Below are 18,605 nucleotides of genomic sequence, written 5' to 3'. Positions count from 1 at the left end.
TGGTTGATCAATCAATCAGCTAATCGATCAATCGGCCCAAAGAGTCAACGCCTCCCTCCACAAACTGTCTACGCAAACTAGCCGTCTGGCGTAACTGGTTTGTGTAGTTGTGACCGCGGCGGTGCTATCGGGCTACTTCGCCGTGGTAGTTGGTGTCGGGGCGGTGGATGATGCTTCGTCGTTGGCTCGCGTGCCTGTGAATACTGAAAATCTCGAGCGATGCGCCGTTCTCGTTGAGTTTTTCAGAGAAAAGTCTGAAAATCTCACGCTCGAGGGCGGATTCCAAGAGAAATTGAGATTCCGGCGCATGATGGCATCATGCAGATCGCCCTGCCGCAATAGTCGGGTAATCGTCAACGCGTCGAGAACATCGATCATGAGACGTCGTGATTGCTCTTCAGTTCCTGCTTCTGCCGACGCGGGGATGCCGTTGAGCGTCGGCAGAAGGTAAGGTATGGGTAAACCGCTGGTGGATGCCGTCGTCGGACATACCTTTGGCCGTAACCTTGATAACCCATAACTTCGACGGTTACCCCAGAACCCCGCCATCACCTCGCATGGTAAAGAAAAACCCTCCTGCGGTGGAATGCAGAAGGGTTCTTCGTGGAGCTGATGGTAATCGAAACCACGACCTCTTCGATGCGAACGAAGCGCTCTACCAACTGAGCTACAGCCCCGTGTCCGGTGATTGCTCATCGAGACAACTCACCAAAGTCTAGTACAAGATGTTGCCAAGTGCAATCCAGCACGGTGTCATAGGCGTGTTGCGTCTGATTGTGCCCGGGTTGCCGGCAACCAGCCGCGGCACAACAGCCGTCATGTACAAAGTCGCCATTGCGTCAACGACGACGATGAGCCCGCCTGCGTTAGTCCTGCTTCAGTCCTGCGGCGTCGCCTCGGTCAGATCGGCGGCGTCCTTGACGGTTGCAGCGGCGATGGTTTCCGCGCTCAGCACGTCTGCCCCTGACAAGTCATTGGAAAGCATCTCAGCACCGATACCGGCGTCAGCGGCCGCATGCCGGGCTGGTTCCGCACTGCGCCCGCGCCCGCGCTGTTTGCCGGTCCGCGCCTTGATCAGCCCGACGAAAGTTGGCGTCAGCGAAATCAGCAGAATCGCGACAATCACCAGCTCAAAATTGTTCTGCACGAACGGAATCCCGCCGAAGAAATACCCGAGCAGCGTGAACAGGGTCGACCAGGTCAGGCCGCCCAGCACGGAGAACGGGGTGAAACGGCGCCATTTCATGCCGGAAATGCCGGAAATAAACGGCATGAACGTGCGGATGAACGGGAAGAAACGCCCTAGGAACACGGCGAGCGGACCCCACTTGTCGATCATGCCTTCGGTGCGTGCGAGGCGTTCCGGCGTCATCGCCTTGACTTTGCCGGATTCGATGATCCGCCGGCCGAAGAAATGACCGATGAAGTAATTGCATTGGTCGCCGATGACCGGGGCAGCCCACACAACGGGCAGTAGCATATTGAGCGGGAGCGCGGCCTTGCCTGTCGTCGCGTCCGCGGCGGCGAAGCACCCGGCGGCGAACAGCAGCGAGTCGCCCGGCAGGAACGGGAAGAACACCACGCCGGTCTCAATGAACACAATCAGGAAGATGAACCCCAACGTGGGCGCGACGCCCATGGCAATCCAGGATGCGATGGCCGCGCGTGGATCCTTGAGCAGCCGGATCAGAAAATCAATGAACCCCATAATATCCTTGTCGAATGTCGGATGTCGCGTGCCAACAGGCAGCGACCGTCCGTCTGGCGGTGATACGATTGCCGTTCAAGCCTACCGCGTGCGCCCCGCGAGGTAGGGTGTACGACCGCCAGTTTCACGAGATTATCGTATAGAAACATATGACGAACCCGCGGTGAACATATGGTGTCACAAGCTGAGCTCCGGCTTGGGCAAAGCGTTGATGCCGGTTTCGCCCTGAGATGCAGAATCCGTGGTGGCGCCTGAAGACACCGGCTCCGGCGAGCTTGATTGGTCGTCTTATCGGGGTGACGGTACGTGAATCGCGGTAATCTTTGATAATACCCAGGCTGAATCTGGTGGTTCTGGCTGGGATGTCCACGAGAGCGGAAATCTCACAGTAAGTGATGCGGCTCGGTGCCGGGAATCGACGCAATCAGGGGGTGTCAAGGCGGTACGGGCGCGGACTTGCGAATCCATCAGGTTCCTGGATGAGAAGCAGTGCACGCCAGCGTGTGCTGACGGAAGCTATCTAGGCGCGGTGCAATCGGGAGGGCGCATGCCTGCCGGGTAGCGTCGGCCGTGGGCGGGTTTGGGATGGTATCTGGCTGTGGTGCGACTGTGTGGTCGCACGGCGCCCGGATACCGCAGGCGGCGTCTTGGCACGGCACACAGGTACCGGTTCACCGTGCGACTTGTCAGTCGCACCACACGCCGATAGGTCGGCATCGGTCGCGGCCGGTTGCTGCCGATCCCGACCGGAGCCTCAAATCCACGACTTGAACCACATGTGGCTCAGCCAGAACTCGTACGGAACGGGCATCGCCGTCCAGATCGGGTAGAAGAACACCGACACCAGCAGAATCGGCAGCAGCGTGGCCGCCAGCGTAATCCGCCATGTTCCGGCGCTGACCCGTCGGCGTACATGGTCGCCGACATAACAGATCGCGAGAATAATCCACGGCAAGATGACAATCGAGTAGAACGTGAAGGTGGTGCGGTGCAGGTATTGCGCCCACGGCAGCCACCCGCCGATGAAGCCGGCGAGCACCGCCCAGATGCGCCAGTCACCGTGCTTGACGATGGCGATGATGATCCCGATGATCACGCACAGGGAGCCAAGCCACCAAATCAGGGGATTGCCCAGGGATGTCACGGCCGCCACGCATTTGGAGTGGGGTGCCAATGAGCACAGCCCCGGATGCCCGTCAAGCTCCTGCCAGTAGAAACTGGTCGGACGTACCTGCAACGGCCATGTGAGCGGGTTCGCCTTGTAATCATGCGGCGTGTCGAGCGTGGTGTGGAACTGCCACATTTCCACGTGATATTCGGCAAACGACCGCAATCCCTCCGGCAGCCAGGTGATGCCTTGGCCGGGGTTGTTGCGCGCCCAGTCGTGCATGTACGAATCCGGGTGGATGAACCAGCCGATCCATCCGGCAAGATACGTGCCCGCCCATAGCGGGAGCATATACAGCGCGGTCAGCGGCGCGTCGCACAGCAGCCCGGTGGACAGCCAGCTGCGGTAGCCTGCGCGGTAGCGTTCCCATGCGTCCCAAATCACACTGATGACGCAGAACGCCGCCATGAAGTAGATGCCGGACCATTTGACGCCGGTCGCCAGACCGATAAGAATCGCGGCGGCGGCACGATACCAGGAGAACGCGATGACCGGGCCGCGCGCGTCAAGCAGCATGCTTTGGTTGCGTCCGGCCGTGTTGGCCGATGACGATACTGCGGCGCCGGCGGTACCGGTCGTATCGTTGACATCGCCGCTGGCAACACCCGAATCGCCGGCTGCTGCCTTGCGCTGCGCCCGGCGTGCGCGACGGGACGTGTCCGGGACCCAGTGCGCATCCCGACGCGCGGCATCGACCGCGTAATGCGCCCGGAGCTTGACCCGCGCCCAATCGCGGTGCATCAGCAGTAAATCAAACGCGCCGAGTACGAACACCATGATGAAGATATCAAGCAGGCCGGTGCGACTGAGTGTGATGCCCACGCCGTCGACGGACATGAGCAGGCCCGCGGACAGCGCGATCGACATGTTGTTGAAGAGCCGCAACGCCACGCGGATCATGATGATAATCGCGATTGTTCCCGCAATCGCCGTACTCGCACGCCATGCGAAGGTGTTGCCGGCGCCGCCGAACAGTTTCAACCCGAGCGCGATGCACCATTTGCCGACTGGCGGATGCACGACATATTCGGCGCTGCTCAGCCACCGGTTCGTGTCGCCTTGCGCGAACAAGGTGTCGACGGGGAAATCCAGGCTGTCGCGCGTCAAGAACTCCGGCCAGTTGCGCGGCTCGCCGGTCAGTAGCATCGTCCACGCGTCCTTGACGTAATAGGTTTCGTCAAACACCACAGCGCGTGGCTCGCCAAGCCGGATGAACCGCAACAGGCCACCGAAGAAGGCCACCAGCACAGTCAACAGCCAGGAAACCAAACGGGGTGCGGCAGCGAGCCGCGCACGCAAGCGGAACTGGGAGCCGCCGACGCTCGCCGACGGGCGTGTTCGCCCAGAATTCACGGAACTCAACACCATCACTCCTAAAGGTAGAGGATACTGGATATATGACCAGTGACATCGAAGGACGCCAGTCGGCGCCGCAGTCCTTACATGATAGACACCAACACGCGGAAAACGACATGTGCACGGAGACATCCGCCGGTGTGCGTGTCGAAGTGCCCGCCGGGACGGTGGTACTTGCAGCCACGCCGATCGGCAATGTGGGCGACGCATCGGCGCGGCTGGTGGCCCTGCTGGAGCGCGCGGACATCGTCGCCGCGGAAGACACCCGGCGCCTGTACGACTTGGCGAACCGCCTCGGCGTGCATGTCAGCGGCAAAGTCGTCGCCTACCATGACCACAATGAGCGCAACAAGGCGGACGGGCTGCTGGACAGTGTTGAGGAGGGTGCCACGGTGCTGGTGGTTTCGGACGCCGGCATGCCCACCATCAACGATCCCGGCCTCGCGATTGTGCGCCGAGCTATCGAGCGTGGCCTGCCGGTGACATGCGCACCCGGGCCGAGCGCCGTGCTGGATGCGCTCGCGCTATCGGGGTTGCCTACAGACCGGTTCTGCTATGAGGGTTTCGTGCCGCGCAAGCATGCCGAACGTATGCAGCGTCTGCGTTCGCTGCGTGCCGAGCAGCGCACCATCGTGTTCTATGAGACGCCGCACCGTATTGCTGAGACCATGCCTGACCTGCTGGGGGAGTTCGGGCCGGATCGTCGGATGGCGTTGTGCCGCGAGCTGACCAAGGATTATGAGCAAATCAGACGCGGCACGATTGCGCAGATCAAGCAGTCGGTGGATGACGATCCGCCGCGCGGCGAAATCGTGCTGGTCATTGAAGGCGCGAGCGACGACGAGGCGCGGAATAGTGCGCCTTCCGCGTTGAGTGTGGAGGATCTGGCCGTGCTGTCAATAGACCGCGCGCGCGAAGACGGACTGCGCATCAAGGACGCCATCGCGCAGGTTGTACAGGAACACCCCCTGCCGGACGGCTCACTCGCCAATCGCAAGCAGGTGTATACCGCCGTGCTTGAGATGCGTTCCTGATTCGCGCGTCCCCGATTGCGCTGTTTTCGGCGCGTCCCCGGCATCGTCCGACTGTGTGCCGCTCGCTCCCGTCAGCCCTGTCTCTGTGGTAATCGGCCGTCTGCCCGTTCAGCCGTCTTGGGCAACCGCGCCCGTCCCACGTTTTGTCCATCATGCGGTCATGCTCATCCCGTGGTCTCCCCGCTCGTGGCCTCCCCGAACAGAATGTCGAACGCGTCGCGGACACCGGGCCCGCCCGCCTGCGACACATATTCAAGCAGGGCGGCATCCGCCTTGGGATTGGCGATGAGCCATTTGCGCAGATGTGGGTGCTCGCGCGCAATCAGCCACAGCGTGGACATATCGGTATCAGGGTCGCAAGCCATACCGGGCGTAACCACCAGCGGCGGAGGCGGGGGAGACAGCACACCCGGCGCGGCGATCGGCGCGGCGCCCGACTCCACACCCGGATGCCCCGCAGAGTCAGCAGGCGCCCATCGTTGTCGTCGCAACCGTTGTGCTGCTCCCATCGCTCCCGTCGCCTCAGCTGTCCTGTTCGGTTTGGATGTCGCCGATAATCGTCGTCGTATGCTCATGTCGGCTCCTGTCTGCCGTCCGGCGCGCCCGCCGCGGCGGTCAGCAGCTCGCGGGCTTGTCGGATATTCGGCCAGTGTCGGCTGTCCGTATTGAAGATGGCAAGACAGTCGGCCATGCCGAATGAGTAGCGGCTCATCAGGCACCGGATGGTTCCTGCCACCTCAAGCTGTTCGTCTGACGCGTCGATCTGCACCAATGCGAGGTCACACGCGGTCCTCGCCGGCGACGTGACTTTCATCCCCCCGACCGTGATGATGTACTGACTGTCGATCTGCCGGTTGAACGGACGGATTCTGCGCCCGTGCGCCGGCGAACGGTAATGCGCGTCGGACACCACATCGATGGTTGAGGGAAAGTCCCCTCCCACCCAGATCCATGCGGCGAGCGACGCACAGGCGACCACGTTCATCGGCGATGCATGCCGGCAAATCAGCCCTCTGCCGTCAGGAGTATCGGAATGTTCCCCCAGATATGCGCTGATGTCATCGAAATTGTGCAGCACGCCATAATCGGTCATACGCGTGATGCACATCGGGCCGGGCAGGCGGCATGTGCGGATGATCGGATGACCGTGCTGAATCGCGCGACGGCGTTCCGGCGTCCCCTTGCCGCCCGCACGATATCGCGCATCCCCCTCGTAATCGCCGGCGTGCCTCGATGCCGCCGGACATGATTGGTGACGCCGCTCGGATGCCTCCGGACGACGGTGAGCCTGTGCGCACCCTGGCGGTGCGTTTCCTGTCAACATAGTCATACGAGGAAAGATACCGGCGGGATTTCGCGCCGGCAACGACGTCGGACCGAAATGTGCATAACCGTGATTACCCGTTGCATGACAATCATCTGCCCTGTGGATAACTCGCGGACCGCAGAACGGATTGGCGGTATTTTGCGCAAAATTCCGATGCGGATTCCGCACGCTTGGCAAGGTTGTCGCCGTGCCGGCCCGTACTTGGTCAACGACGACCGTGTCAGACCCGTATCAGGCGTGCCAAGCGTGTGTGAGACCCGCGTGAAGCCTGTGCGGGGCACGCGTGGCGTCTGCCGCGCCCTTGTGCGCGGCTTCCTCTGTCCGCGCTGGGCCTGATAATCGGGCGTATGAGTCATATTTTGGTCAATGTTGCGTGGCCGTACGCGAACGGTCCGCGCCATATCGGGCATGTCGCCGGCTTCGGCGTCCCGTCGGATGTGTACGCGCGCTATCAGCGCATGAAGGGCAATGACGTGCTGATGGTGTCCGGAACCGATGAGCACGGCACCCCGATTCTCGTTGAGGCCGATAAAGAAGGGGTCAGCGCGCAGGAACTCGCGAACCGCTACAACCGCGTGATTGCCAAGGATTTGTGCGATCTCGGCCTGAGCTACGACCTGTTTACCCGCACCACCACCACGAACCACGAGCATGTCGTGCAGGAACTGTTCAAACAGTGCCTGAAGAACGGGTACATCTACAAGGGCACGCAGAAAGTCGCCATCTCCCCGTCCAGCGGGCGTACCCTGCCAGATCGTTACATCGAAGGCACCTGCCCGATCTGCGGCGCCGACGGTGCACGCGGTGACCAGTGCGACAACTGCGGCAACGAACTCGACCCGGACGAGCTGATCAACCCGGTCTCCAAAATCAACGGCGAAACCCCGCGTTTCGAGGAAACTGAGCATTTCTTCCTCGACCTGCCGGCGCTGGCCGAAGCGAACCTCGCCTGGCTCAAGACGCGTGAAGGTTGGCGTACCAACGTCATCAACTTCTCGCTCGGTCTGTTCAAGGAAGTCAAGCCCCGCGCCATCACGCGCGATATCGACTGGGGTATCCCCGTGCCGGTCAAGGGCTGGATTGACAACCCGAACAAGAAGCTGTACGTGTGGTTCGACGCGGTGATCGGCTACCTGTCGGCATCCATCGAATGGGCCCGTCGCAAGGGCGATCCCGAGGCGTGGCGCGCCTGGTGGAACGACCCGGAAACCCCGGGTTATTACTTCATGGGCAAGGACAACATCACCTTCCACTCCCAGATCTGGCCGTCCGAAATAATTGCTTACAACGGCGCCGGCTCAAAGGGTGGCGAGACCGGCAAGCTCGGCCCGCTCAACCTGCCGGAGCAGGTCGTGGCCAGCGAGTTCATGACCATGGAAGGCAAGAAGTTCAGCTCCTCGCGCGGCATCGTGATCTACGTGAAGGATATTCTTGCACGCTACCCGGTGGACGCCGTGCGCTACTACATCTCCGTGGCCGGCCCGGAAACCTCAGATTCCGATTTCACGTGGGCCGAATTCGTGCGGCACAACAATGAGGAGCTCGCCTCCAGCTGGGGCAACCTGGTCAACCGTGTCGCCAACCTCATCTACAAGAACTTCGGTGCGATTCCGGAGCTTGACGAGGATTCGATGACCTCCGAGGACCGTGCGCTGCTCGAGGAGACATCGGCGGCCTTCGACGTGGTTGGCGGGCTGATTGAGCGCCACCACCAGAAGAACGCGCTGAACGAGGCGATGCGCGTAGTCGGCGATATCAACAAGTACATTTCCGCCACTGAACCGTGGAAGATCAAGGATGACGAGAAGCATCTCGCCACCGTGCTGCATGTGGCCGCGCAGGCCGTCGCGGACGCGAACCACCTGCTCGCTCCATTCCTGCCGCATTCCGCGCAGAAGGTGTGGGAGGCGCTCGGCGGCAAGGGCACGTTCTCGCCGCTGCCGCATATCGAGGAGGTCGAGGATCTTGATAATCCGGACTTCCACTACCCGGTGATCACTGGCGATTACAAGCTCGGTGTGAATGTGCACCCGTGGAAGAGCGAGGCCATTGACACCGGCGCTCCGGTCGCCAAGCCGAAGCCGATTTTCGCGAAGATTCCGCAGGAAGCTGTGCAGGAGGAGCTCGATCGCTTCGAAGAGCAGCTTTCCCAGCGCAAGGCCGCGGAAGCCGAGCGTCTGGCCAAGGCGAAGGCACAGCTGGCTGAGGAAGAGGCCGCTGGCAAGCCGGCCAAGACGGCTGAATAATCGCCGGCTGAACAATCGCGGATTGCGTGAATCACGCGAATCAAGCGAATATGCCAGGCGGCGGGATCTGCCCTGTGGGGTGGGCCCCGCCGCCTGGTTGTTTCTATTGTGGTGCTCTGCCTGTCGCTCTGCGAATCGGTTTACCTTACCCTCTCGAAGCGATATCGCGCAGCGTGGCGTCGATGTCGGCGTTGATGAGGATGGACCGATCGGCGATCTGCGGCGCGGTGACCGCCTCGCCGAGATTGATGCTCGTGTAGATTGTATTGCGGTTGACCGAAGTCCACTGCATGAACGGGAATTTGAAGATGATCGGCGTGTTCCCACCGCTGCCCAAGTCAAGGAACAGCGTCCGACTGCCGTCAGCCTCGCATGCCCGGCGGGTGTCGAGGAAAGTCTGGTATCGTTCCGCGCACTCATGCCATGTCTCGTCCTCAGCGAAGGTGTCATCGCAGCGCAGGTTCGGCGCCATGGGGGAGCCATCTTCCGGGCAATACGGGATAAGGTCGTCCGGAATTGTCATGCCGATGCCGGCCCATCCGCCGGCCTCGTCTGGTGCAATCAGCTCACCCCAGTCGTCGGCGGTGTCGGCGGTCATGTGCGCGAAGGTGAAGCCTTGCGCGAGTAGCATGCGCTTGATATCCCGCTCGTTACCGTAGGTGCGGGAGGTGCCGGTGCGTGAGCTTTGGAACAGCCCGTAATCGCCCTGCGTACAGAACAGGCGGTCGTCGGGGAAGCCGGCCCGCTGGAAGCAGTGGTCAACATTCGTGGTGATGACCGTGTAATCATGGCCGTCGAGCAGACTGCGCAACAGCCCGTACGTATTCTTGGGCGGGGCCATATAGCGGTTGATGTAGATGTGACGGCTCCACCACGCCCAGTAGGTGTTGAGGTCCGGGTATTCGGCGAACCCGCCGGAATACATGTCGCCGATGCCGTATGCGCGTGCAAAATCGCTGAAATACCGTTCAAAGCGTTCGCCCGAATACGTGTATCCGGCGGATGTGGACATACCCGAACCTGCGCCGACCACCATGGTGTCCGCATCGTGGATAGTGTTCGTGAGACGGGTGATGGCGTCCTCGGATGTGTCGCGATCATCCGTCGCCGGTGGATTGATGGCCGATGGCGTGAACAGTGACGTGAACGGCATGGTGGCTTCTTTCTGCGGGTTCCGCGGGGTTGTGATGGATGCTGGCGCGCTGTGGGCCCGGCGCTGTGGGTCGGCGGTGTGCTTGCCGCCTATGCCGCCTGGTTCCCGGGAATGCCGAGCAGCTGGCGGTAGATATGCTCGTCCGCCTCGCCGAAGACGTCGAAGATGACGGTCGGCGTTGTCGGAGTGCTGTCATGGTCTGAATCGGCCGGTTCGCCTGATCGGTCGGCCCTGGCGCTTGTGTCCGCATGCCGGTCAAGCCACGCACGCACAGTGCGCACGGCGATTTCAGCTGCCTCCTGCTGTGGGAAGCCGAAGACCCCAGTGCTGATGCAGCAGAACACGATGCTGTGCAGGCCGTGTGCGACGGCGAGATCGAGGCAGCTGCGATAGCTTGAGGCGAGCAGTTCGCGGTCGCGGTCGCTGGGGTGTCCGGCGGCGATTGGGCCGACGGTATGGATGACATGCGTAGCCGGCAGATTGTACCCCGGTGTGATTTTCGCGCGTCCGGTCGCCTCGGGCGTGCCTTGTTCGCGCATAATCCGCGCGCATTCCAGGCGCAGTTCGACGCCTGCGAAGGTGTGAATGGCGTTGTCTATGCACAGATGCCCCGGCGCCCAGCACCCCAGCATCTCGCTGTTGGCCGCGTTGACGATGGCATCCGCCCGAATCGCGGTGATATCGCCGCGCCACAACCGCAGCCGCGGGTCGGTCGCGGAAGGGATGACGCAGGCGTCGTCGATGGCGGTGATACCCCGGTCTGCGATGATATCGTGCAACAGGGCGTCCTGGTCCTTGAGCCACCCCTTGTCCGGCTCGATCGGTTCGCGCGTGTTCACGAACGCACGGAACAGCGCCCACAGGTCCTGCGCGGTCATGGCGGACAGGGCCGCTTCATCGGTGCGGATACCCGGCGTCCAGCCGCCGGTGTGGGCGCGTTCGTCGGCAAGGTAGCTCACCAGCGGTGTCAAGCGTTGCGCAAGCTGGTTCATGTCATGCCTTTCTGGGGGTGGGGGGCCGTTTTGGGTTTGTCTCGTGCCCGGGGCGCGCTCGTAACATCGCGTGACAGACAAGCCCACCTCTCATGACGGTATCGTACCGGTTGTGGGAGGTGGGCATTGGCTTGACGTCGATTATCGCGAAGAGCGGCAAGGGCGCGGCTCAGGCTCAGGCGCGCACCACGGAGATGCGCTGGCCGATATGGTTGCCCTCGGCGATCTCATCAACGATGGCGATGGCATAATCGGCATAGCTGATGATGGATTCGCCGCGATCGTTGAGCTTCAGCTCTTCGCCAGCGAGAATATACTTGCCGGTGCGCTCGCCGTCAGCCTGGAAATCGGCAGCCGGGGAAACGAAGGTCCAGCGCACGTCCTTGCGCTCGCGCAGCTCGGCGAGGGCCTTGCCCTGTGCCTTGGCGAGCGGTTTGAACGCGTCCGGGAAGTCCGGGGTGTCAACGAGCTGTGTCTTGTGCTCGGGGTCCACGTACAGCGAGCCTGCGCCGCCGACCACGATGAGACGCGTGTCGGTGCCCGAGAGAATGTCCGCCAGGTGCTTGAGCGAGGTGGAGTGTTGTGACAGGGTGTCGGGGGTCCAGGCGCCGAAGGCGTCCACGACCGCGTCGAAGCCCTTGAGGTCGTCGGCGGTCAGGTCGAACAGGTCCTTGATGATGGCGTGCTGGGCGTTGGTCTTGTTCTCGCCGCGCACGACGGCGGTGACGTCGAAGCCGCGATCGACGGTTTCCTTGACGATGAGCTTGCCGGCCTTGCCGTTTGCTGCAACAACTGCGATGGAGGTCATTGGTGTTCCTCTCTGTTTGTTGGTTCAAGTTCGATCCGTGGCGCGCTGCCGGTCGGATGACCGCGCTGCGAAGCATGTCAGTATCTTTTTGAACCTCTGTTTCTTTTTGACACTATTGACTATAGCGCGTATAGTTACAAAAAGAAACCAGGCAAGGGAAAGTGCCTTGGGTGCTAATCGGTAACAATTTGATAGTTTCAAGGAAAACGAGGAGCAAAAATCATGACCGAAAAGACGGCTCTCGGCGTGTCGCCCCAGGATTTGCCGGCCTGCCCGGTCGAAACCACGCTCAAGCTGATTGGCAACAAGTGGGAAGTGCTTGTGTTGCGCGATCTGATGCCCGGAACCAAGCGGTTCGGTGAGCTCAAACAATCCATCGGCGGCATTTCGCAGAAAGTGCTGACGTCGAAACTGCGCGAGATGGAGGCCGACGGCTTGGTCGAGCGGCATGTCTTCGCGGAAGTGCCTCCTCGTGTGGAATACTCGCTGACGCCGCTGGGGCGCACCTTGAAGCCGGTCCTCGACGCGATGGAGCAGTGGGGCACGGCCTATAAGAAGAGGATTGCCGCTGGGCGGTAGTGTGTTTCGGGCTGGTAAATGCGACAACATGCTGGAATGTGACCACGTCTACACAGTTTCGTTACATATTTGCCAGAGTTTTTTCAGAAACGCGCATCGTTATTCCAAGAATCGAGCGGTTACATAATACATGTCAACGGTTCGACCGGTGGCGAGGCCCATAGGTCGGCCCCATAATTGAACCCCTTCTTCTCTCTTCTCTCTCGCCCGGCGGCTTCTCACCGCCGGGTTTCTTCTTTCTTGCGACAACATGACGTGCGGCGGCATGGCACGTATTGACGCGATACGCGGCGGTACGTCACGCGGCGGCACGACAGCCAAGTGTGGCGTCGAATGACGTGCCGCCGTTCCCTTTTGCAAACTGGCTACGCTGGGATCTCGCTCAGCGTAGCCAGTTTGTGAGGATGACGGGGATTTCAGTCGCAACGACGAGTCAGCGGCTGCCACGGCTCGATATCCACCGGTTCGGTGCCGAGAATCGCCGTTGTGGCCTCATCCAGATATTCCTTGCGGATGATCAGCTCGGTGACAAACCGATCGAACCAGTTGGCCGACGCGACATAATAGCCGTCCTTGCCGGCGTCCTTGCCCCAGCTGTTCTCGACTTTCCAACGATTCGGCTTGCCGTCGGCGTCCAGATTCACGCCGGTCAGCGTCATTGCGTGATTGCTTGCGGAATCCCAGTATTCCAAGCCCTGACCCTTATCAAAGGTGAACTCTGTGTTGAACAGCTGGTCCACGCGCACGGTGCCGCGGTCGAAAATCCCGGCGTCACGCAGCGAGAACTGCATGCAATCACATGCGAACCAGATCGGGTGCCCGGCGCTGAGCTGGTCGACCGCCGCCTTACGGAACACGTCGAGCGGCACGTTGACGAACTCCATATCCCCGGCTTCCGCCACATTCGCGGTCCATTTGATTCGGTAGCGCTTGCCGAACGGGGTGCGGGCCATCGGCGCGTTGCACAGCGTGACCGCGTCATTGACATCCACCGGCACATACTTGCGCACAAATTCAAGCGGCGTGATGCCATATTCACGGATTTGCGGGCGGTCGTCGCGGCCGTCCTCGCCTTTGCTGTCCTTGGCATCAGTCGTCTTGCCGGCATTCGACGGATCCGCAGACGCCTTGTCGTGGCCCTTCTTGCTGTCGGCATCATCGTCACCCTTGGTGCGGGCCAGGAAATCAAACCGTTCCGGCGGCTCGCCCAGCGCGATGCAGCAGATGCGGTACACGGTCGCCATGTCCTCGGTTTTCGCCGCGCGCAGCGCTTCCAGGCTCTCGCCCGCCGCATGACGGTCACGCAAATCGGCGGCGAACTCGCGCAGCTTGGTGTTCAGATACTGCTTGAATGCGTCGGAATTGCGGGAATTCGCGGATTCCGGGTATGCGGACTTCGGGACCAGACCGTACTTGTTGACCAGCGCAACGAACATCTGCCACCAGCCTCCGTCGTCGGCAACAGTATCATTGATGATTTCGAATACGCGGCTGTCGGTCGGCTCGTCAAGGGTTGCGAGCACGTTCTCCAGATACGTATTCGATTTTTCGGTCGCATCCCAGAAGAACAGGTAGGATTCGGAGAACTCGAAATCCTCAAGCTTCCAACGATGCATGAGCTCATAGCGCAGGGTGTTGAGCGAGGCAAACATCCAGCAGCGGCCGGAATGCTCCTGATTCGTGATCGACCCCTGCTTGAGTTCGATTGAGAAGTCACGCGGGAGCGCACGCACGCCATGATAATCGGTGGCGGCCTTCAGCACGCCCACGCTGGTGGCTGCGTTCGCCGCGACCGCGTTCGCCCGGTCGGCGTTGAACCGCTGGGAGAATTCGTGCAGCTGTTCTGGCCGCAACGCTTTGGAATCGTCTGAATTGGTGGTGTCGTTCTTCGCCATGATGCTCCTTGCTTGTGTGTGTCGGTATTGAGTGTGTACGCGTGCCATGCGTATATGTCCAAAACCTTCATCGTACTCCGGGCTGGTTCCGGGCTGTCGGTTGCTTGCCGTCGGTCGTGTGCTGTCGGTCGTTCGCTCTCGGTTGCGTGCGGTATCGCGTGTATGTCAGGACATACGTCGCGCGTCAAAGCAAGCGTCCGGCAGCCCTCAGATGTCGCTTGTGCGTTGCCGCGTATGTCCGGACATGCGCGAGCCGACGGATATCAAGGGGTCTCGCCGTCCGTTCGTGACTTACGCATGGTTGCGTATGACATCACATACGCAACCGGGCGGAATATTTCGGGCAACTGGGAAGTTGGGCTGCTGGACAACTGGGCGATCAGGTAGCCAAGCAATCAGGCAGTTGGACAGTCAAGCGGTCAAGGAGCCAATCAGCCAATCAGTCAATGCCTTGGCCCATCAATGCCGCCCCCGATTAGACTGGAAGCCATGTCCAAGCATCACCATCGCGACCGCAGCTGGGCGCCAGCCCCTGAGCCGCTTCCCACCGACGCGCGCGTCATCGACGATCACACGCATGTGGCGAGCGTCGTCCCCTTCTCCCGCGAAATGAACCGGCAGGCCATCGAACGCGACCAGCCGCCGGTGCCCGTGTACTCGGTCGATGAGCTGCTCGCACAGGCACAGGCCGTCGGCGTTGAGGGGGTCATCGATGTCGGCTGCGAATATCCGAATCTCGGCACCGCCGTCCAGATGGCCCTCGACCACCCGGGTGTCGTGCATGCGGCGATCGCCATCCACCCCAATGAGGCCGTATTGCACGGTCACCGCGGCGTTCCCGGGCCGGACGGTCTGCCACTGAGCTACAAGCCTTACCATGACGTCAGTTTCGAGGATGCGCTCGCGAGAGTGCACCGGCTGGCCCTTGACCACCCGCGTGAAGTGGTAGCGATCGGCGAGACCGGCATGGACCTGTTCCGTACTGGTGAAGGCGCCAAAGAGCTGCAACGACAAGCATTCCGCGACCATATCGCGCTCGCCAAGGAGTTAGGCCTGCCCATGCAGATCCATGACCGCGACTCGCATCGGGAAGTCATCGACACGTTGCTCGCGGATGGCAGCCCCGAACGCACGGTGTTCCACAGCTATTCCGGCGACGCCGAGATGGGGCGCATCGCTGCGGAGCACGGTTGGTATCTAAGCTTTTCGGGAACCGTCAGCTACAAGGGCAACGACGGGATCCGCGAATCGGCGCGACTCGTCGGTCTCGACCACATCATGGTGGAGACAGATGCTCCATATCTGAGCCCGATGCCCTACCGCGGGCGCACCAACGCGCCGTACATGATTCCGTACACACTGGCCGCGCTTGCCGAGGTCTTCGACCTGCCGGTGGCTGAGGTCGCGCGCGCCACCCGTCGCACTACGCGTAAGGTGTACGGCATTTGAGCGAACGGATCGCCCGGCGTCTCAGGGATGCGCAGCAAGTTGCCGATGACGGCGCATTCCCGGTGGTTGTGAAAATTAGACAGAACTGTGAAATACCCCCATTTTGCGCCCGGATTGTTGCAATATCTCGTGGCCGTCGTATAGACTTGCGGCTGTCTGTAAAGGAATCGTGATGGTACTACGATTCGCTTGCCAGGCATGAGTGTTCACGAGCGGGGAGGGTCCCCGCCGATGGAGGAATGTTATGGCGGAATCACGGCAGCGTGAATCTTCGCATACTGCCAATCAGCCCAAGCAATCAGAAGAGCAGCAAGCTGATGAACGTATGCGTGAGACGTTGCTGAAGGCCGATACCTTCACCAACGCGCCCAAGGTCTCTCGCAAGACGACGACCAAAGAAGAGCGTGAGGTAATCGCCAAGCAGCAAGAAGAAGAACATAAGGAAGCAGAAAAGCTCGCGAAAACAGCGACCAAGGGGGCTATCGGCCGCTGGTGGACCCGGGTGCAATCCGGTCCGAACAAGGTCACCTTCGCGATGGCGGTTGTCGCGCTGGGCGTGGTGTACGGCGATATCGGCACCTCGCCGCTGTACACGATGCAGACCTTCCTCAACGGGCAGGGCGGCATCCAGCACGCCGACAGGGAAGCGATCCTCGGTGTGCTGTCCTTGGTATTCTGGTCAATCACCCTGATTACCACCGTCAAATATGTGCTGATTGCCATGCGCATCGACAACAAAGGCGAAGGTGGTATCTTCGCCCTGTATTCGTTGATTCGTAAGTATGGCGGCTGGCTGGCGATCCCCGCGATGCTCGGCGGCGCCGCGTTCCTCGCGGATTCGGTGCTTACCCCCGCCGTCTCGATTTCCTCGGCAGTCGAGGGTCTGAAAACCATCCCCGTGTTCGAACCGCTGTTCCGGGAGAACGCGAACCTGACGATGATCATCACCGCGATCATCATCCTGCTGCTGTTTTCGGTGCAATCACGTGGCACAGAAAGCATCGGCCGCGTATTCGGCAGCATCGTGATGGTGTGGTTCGGCTTCCTCGCCGTCGTGGGCGTGTTCAACCTGGGCAATGATTGGAGCGTCTTCGCTGCCCTCAACCCGGTGTACGGCCTCCGTTTCCTGTTCAGCCCGCATAACGCCGCCGGCGTCGCCCTGATGGGCACGGTCTTCCTGTCGACCACGGGTGCCGAGGCGCTGTATTCGGATATGGGCCACGTGGGTCGCGGCAACATCTACTTCACCTGGCCATTCATCAAGATCGCGCTTGTGTTCAACTACTTCGGGCAGGGTGCGTGGATGCTGCGTAACCAGCACAATCCCGCTCTGGAGAATGTGGACAGCCTCAATCCGTTCTTCCAGATGATGAGCCCGGGCGTGCGCTATCTTGCGGTCGCGCTGTCGGTCACCGCAGGCATCATCGCCTCTCAGGCGCTGATCACCGGCGCGTTCACCATGGTCGCCGAAGCCACCGGCCTCAACTGGATGCCGCATCTGCAAGTGCGTTACCCGGCCCGTACACGCGGCCAGCTGTATATCCCGGTGGTCAACGGCGTGCTGTGCGTCGCCACGCTCGCCGTGCTGTTCCTGTTCCGCGATTCGGAGCATATCTCCGCCGCCTACGGCCTCGCACTGACCATCACGATGATCACCACGACTGTGCTGCTCGCCGTGTACATGTGGTACAACCGACATAAAGTCGGGGCAATCGTGTTCTCGATCGTGTTCCTGTCCATCCAGATCATGTTCTTCATCGCCTCGATGGCGAAGTTCATGCACGGCGGCTGGTTCACGATGCTGCTGACCTTGATGATTCTGATGATCATGGTCACGTGGAACGACGGCACGAAGATCGAACGTTCGCAGCGTCGTCATATGAAGCGCAAGGATTTCCTGCCTGCACTCGAAAAGCTGCACGGGGACTTCCGTATCCCGTATTTCGCAGACAATATCGTGTATCTGACATCTGACAGCGAAATGAAGCGGCTTGACACCGACATCTTCTTCTCGATTTTCGCGGACCATCCCAAGCGTGCACGCGCATGGTGGGCTGTGTCCGTGCAGACGACCGATGAGCCGTTCACCCGCGAGTATTCGGTGGAGAATTTCGGTACGGATTATCTGTTCCGCGTGAAGATTCGGCTCGGATTCAAGGTCTCTCAGTCCATTCCTGCATACATCCACCAAATCATGCACGATTTGGAGCATACGGGCGAGCTGCCGCAGCAGAAGTCTCAGTACCCGAAGCTCGACGCCGATCCGGGAGTAGGCACGATCAAGTATGTGCTGATCCACAAGGCGCTGATGCCGGAGTCCACGATTTCGCAGCGTGGTGCGTTGTCTTTGCAGATGAAGTACGCGATTCGCCATGCGGCGGGTTCGCCGGTCAAGTGGTTCGGTCTGGCTCCGTACAATCCGCTGATTGAGGTGCAGCCGCTGTTCCTGTCGACGCGTCGGCCGCCGAGACTCAAGCGTGAAGCGAATAACCTGCGGCAGATTGAGTCCAGTGAGGACGTGCTCGCGCTGACAAAGCCCACGGCGAAATCGTCGGCGAAGTCGTCAACGAAACCGGCGGTGAAGTCCGAGAAACCGGCGAAACCCGCGAAAACTGCAACTGCCGCCAAGCCCGATACTACGGCGAAAGCAGATAACTCCGTGAAGCCCGACAGCAACGCCGGCAAGCAGTCCGCCGCTAAGCCTGCGAAACAAGGCTCGCAGCAGGGCGCCGAGGCCAAGTCCGACCGCGCCCTGCAGCATCACGGCACAGCGAAATCGGGTGGTTCGTCGCGCCAATCAACAGGCCAGCGCAAGAGCCAGTGACCGAAGCCGCCGCTGAACCGGCGACAGCAGCAATGACTGCAGCGATCGAGAGCCGTCCGCAGGGGC

13 protein-coding genes and 1 tRNA gene are annotated in these 18,605 nt (G+C 61.0%); 5 read left to right on the top strand and 9 right to left on the bottom strand.

Going from position 1 to position 18,605, the window contains the following annotated elements; genetic code table 11:
• Positions 1 to 604 precede the first annotated feature (604 nt).
• From ACZ41G_RS07825 to ACZ41G_RS07815, 3 genes are all read right to left on the bottom strand, one after another.
• A tRNA-Ala gene (locus ACZ41G_RS07825) sits at positions 605 to 677 on the bottom strand.
• A 200-nt stretch (positions 678 to 877) separates the two neighbouring features.
• Complete coding sequence (locus ACZ41G_RS07820) at positions 878 to 1,708, bottom strand: DedA family protein (protein WP_033507090.1); 831 nt, start codon at positions 1,706 to 1,708, stop codon at positions 878 to 880.
• 754 nt (positions 1,709 to 2,462) lie between these two features.
• Positions 2,463 to 4,244 carry a dolichyl-phosphate-mannose--protein mannosyltransferase gene (locus ACZ41G_RS07815; RefSeq protein ID WP_464145197.1) on the bottom strand — a complete coding sequence of 594 codons (1,782 nt, stop codon included), beginning with the start codon at positions 4,242 to 4,244 and terminating at the stop codon, positions 2,463 to 2,465.
• Between the two features lie 104 nt (positions 4,245 to 4,348).
• Here ACZ41G_RS07815 and rsmI point away from each other — a divergent pair, with 104 nt between their 5' ends.
• Positions 4,349 to 5,266, top strand: a complete 918-nt coding sequence (rsmI, locus tag ACZ41G_RS07810) for a 16S rRNA (cytidine(1402)-2'-O)-methyltransferase (RefSeq protein ID WP_239646937.1) — start codon at positions 4,349 to 4,351, stop codon at positions 5,264 to 5,266.
• A 164-nt stretch (positions 5,267 to 5,430) separates the two neighbouring features.
• On the opposite strand, the gene ACZ41G_RS07805 is transcribed toward rsmI, so the two are convergent.
• The gene (locus ACZ41G_RS07805; protein WP_464145195.1) at positions 5,431 to 5,631 is read right to left on the bottom strand and encodes a variant leucine-rich repeat-containing protein; all 201 of its coding nucleotides are present in this window, start codon (positions 5,629 to 5,631) and stop codon (positions 5,431 to 5,433) included.
• 206 nt (positions 5,632 to 5,837) lie between these two features.
• Positions 5,838 to 6,596 (bottom strand): hypothetical protein, encoded by a 759-nt coding sequence (locus ACZ41G_RS07800; RefSeq protein WP_464145193.1) that lies wholly within the window; start codon positions 6,594 to 6,596, stop codon positions 5,838 to 5,840.
• A gap of 344 nt (positions 6,597 to 6,940) precedes the next feature.
• Here ACZ41G_RS07800 and metG point away from each other — a divergent pair, with 344 nt between their 5' ends.
• On the top strand, positions 6,941 to 8,839 hold the full coding sequence (gene metG, locus ACZ41G_RS07795; protein ID WP_464145192.1) for a methionine--tRNA ligase: 1,899 nt from the start codon (positions 6,941 to 6,943) through the stop codon (positions 8,837 to 8,839).
• Positions 8,840 to 8,984: 145 nt separating this feature from the next.
• Here the strand turns inward: metG and ACZ41G_RS07790 are convergent, their stop codons facing one another.
• The 3 genes from ACZ41G_RS07790 to ACZ41G_RS07780 form a co-directional block, all read right to left on the bottom strand.
• Complete coding sequence (locus tag ACZ41G_RS07790) at positions 8,985 to 9,992, bottom strand: SIR2 family NAD-dependent protein deacylase (protein ID WP_464145190.1); 1,008 nt, start codon at positions 9,990 to 9,992, stop codon at positions 8,985 to 8,987.
• Positions 9,993 to 10,081: 89 nt separating this feature from the next.
• Positions 10,082 to 10,984, bottom strand: a complete 903-nt coding sequence (locus ACZ41G_RS07785) for a protein-ADP-ribose hydrolase (protein ID WP_026503332.1) — start codon at positions 10,982 to 10,984, stop codon at positions 10,082 to 10,084.
• A 175-nt stretch (positions 10,985 to 11,159) separates the two neighbouring features.
• Positions 11,160 to 11,792 carry an NAD(P)-dependent oxidoreductase gene (locus tag ACZ41G_RS07780; protein WP_464145187.1) on the bottom strand — a complete coding sequence of 211 codons (633 nt, stop codon included), beginning with the start codon at positions 11,790 to 11,792 and terminating at the stop codon, positions 11,160 to 11,162.
• A gap of 222 nt (positions 11,793 to 12,014) precedes the next feature.
• On the opposite strand from ACZ41G_RS07780, the gene ACZ41G_RS07775 reads away from it, so the two are divergent.
• Positions 12,015 to 12,371: a winged helix-turn-helix transcriptional regulator gene (locus ACZ41G_RS07775; protein WP_033507100.1), complete on the top strand. Its 357-nt coding sequence runs from the start codon at positions 12,015 to 12,017 to the stop codon at positions 12,369 to 12,371.
• Between the two features lie 416 nt (positions 12,372 to 12,787).
• On the opposite strand, the gene ACZ41G_RS07770 is transcribed toward ACZ41G_RS07775, so the two are convergent.
• Positions 12,788 to 14,266 (bottom strand): C1 family peptidase, encoded by a 1,479-nt coding sequence (locus ACZ41G_RS07770; RefSeq protein ID WP_464145185.1) that lies wholly within the window; start codon positions 14,264 to 14,266, stop codon positions 12,788 to 12,790.
• 489 nt (positions 14,267 to 14,755) lie between these two features.
• Here ACZ41G_RS07770 and ACZ41G_RS07765 point away from each other — a divergent pair, with 489 nt between their 5' ends.
• Entirely contained in the window at positions 14,756 to 15,715 is a 960-nt protein-coding gene (locus ACZ41G_RS07765; protein WP_412171316.1) for a TatD family hydrolase, read from the top strand.
• Between the two features lie 325 nt (positions 15,716 to 16,040).
• Positions 16,041 to 18,539: a KUP/HAK/KT family potassium transporter gene (locus ACZ41G_RS07760; protein WP_420804530.1), complete on the top strand. Its 2,499-nt coding sequence runs from the start codon at positions 16,041 to 16,043 to the stop codon at positions 18,537 to 18,539.
• The last annotated feature ends 66 nt before the right edge of the window (positions 18,540 to 18,605 follow it).

The sequence above is a fragment of the Bifidobacterium porcinum genome, from assembly GCF_055378475.1.
The sequence above is the reverse complement of the archived record's forward strand: the minus strand, read 5'-3'. Positions and strand labels throughout refer to the sequence as shown.

Coding starts and splice junctions, on each gene's coding strand:
- ACZ41G_RS07800 (WP_464145193.1), bottom strand. CDS start 6,596: ATGACTATGTTGACAGGAAACGCACCGCCAGGGTGCGCACAGGCTCAC.
- ACZ41G_RS07815 (WP_464145197.1), bottom strand. CDS start 4,244: ATGGTGTTGAGTTCCGTGAATTCTGGGCGAACACGCCCGTCGGCGAGC.
- ACZ41G_RS07775 (WP_033507100.1), top strand. CDS start 12,015: ATGACCGAAAAGACGGCTCTCGGCGTGTCGCCCCAGGATTTGCCGGCC.
- ACZ41G_RS07790 (WP_464145190.1), bottom strand. CDS start 9,992: ATGCCGTTCACGTCACTGTTCACGCCATCGGCCATCAATCCACCGGCG.
- ACZ41G_RS07760 (WP_420804530.1), top strand. CDS start 16,041: ATGCGTGAGACGTTGCTGAAGGCCGATACCTTCACCAACGCGCCCAAG.
- rsmI (WP_239646937.1), top strand. CDS start 4,349: ATGTGCACGGAGACATCCGCCGGTGTGCGTGTCGAAGTGCCCGCCGGG.
- ACZ41G_RS07820 (WP_033507090.1), bottom strand. CDS start 1,708: ATGGGGTTCATTGATTTTCTGATCCGGCTGCTCAAGGATCCACGCGCG.
- ACZ41G_RS07785 (WP_026503332.1), bottom strand. CDS start 10,984: ATGAACCAGCTTGCGCAACGCTTGACACCGCTGGTGAGCTACCTTGCC.
- ACZ41G_RS07765 (WP_412171316.1), top strand. CDS start 14,756: ATGTCCAAGCATCACCATCGCGACCGCAGCTGGGCGCCAGCCCCTGAG.
- ACZ41G_RS07805 (WP_464145195.1), bottom strand. CDS start 5,631: ATGGCTTGCGACCCTGATACCGATATGTCCACGCTGTGGCTGATTGCG.
- ACZ41G_RS07770 (WP_464145185.1), bottom strand. CDS start 14,266: ATGGCGAAGAACGACACCACCAATTCAGACGATTCCAAAGCGTTGCGG.
- metG (WP_464145192.1), top strand. CDS start 6,941: ATGAGTCATATTTTGGTCAATGTTGCGTGGCCGTACGCGAACGGTCCG.
- ACZ41G_RS07780 (WP_464145187.1), bottom strand. CDS start 11,792: ATGACCTCCATCGCAGTTGTTGCAGCAAACGGCAAGGCCGGCAAGCTC.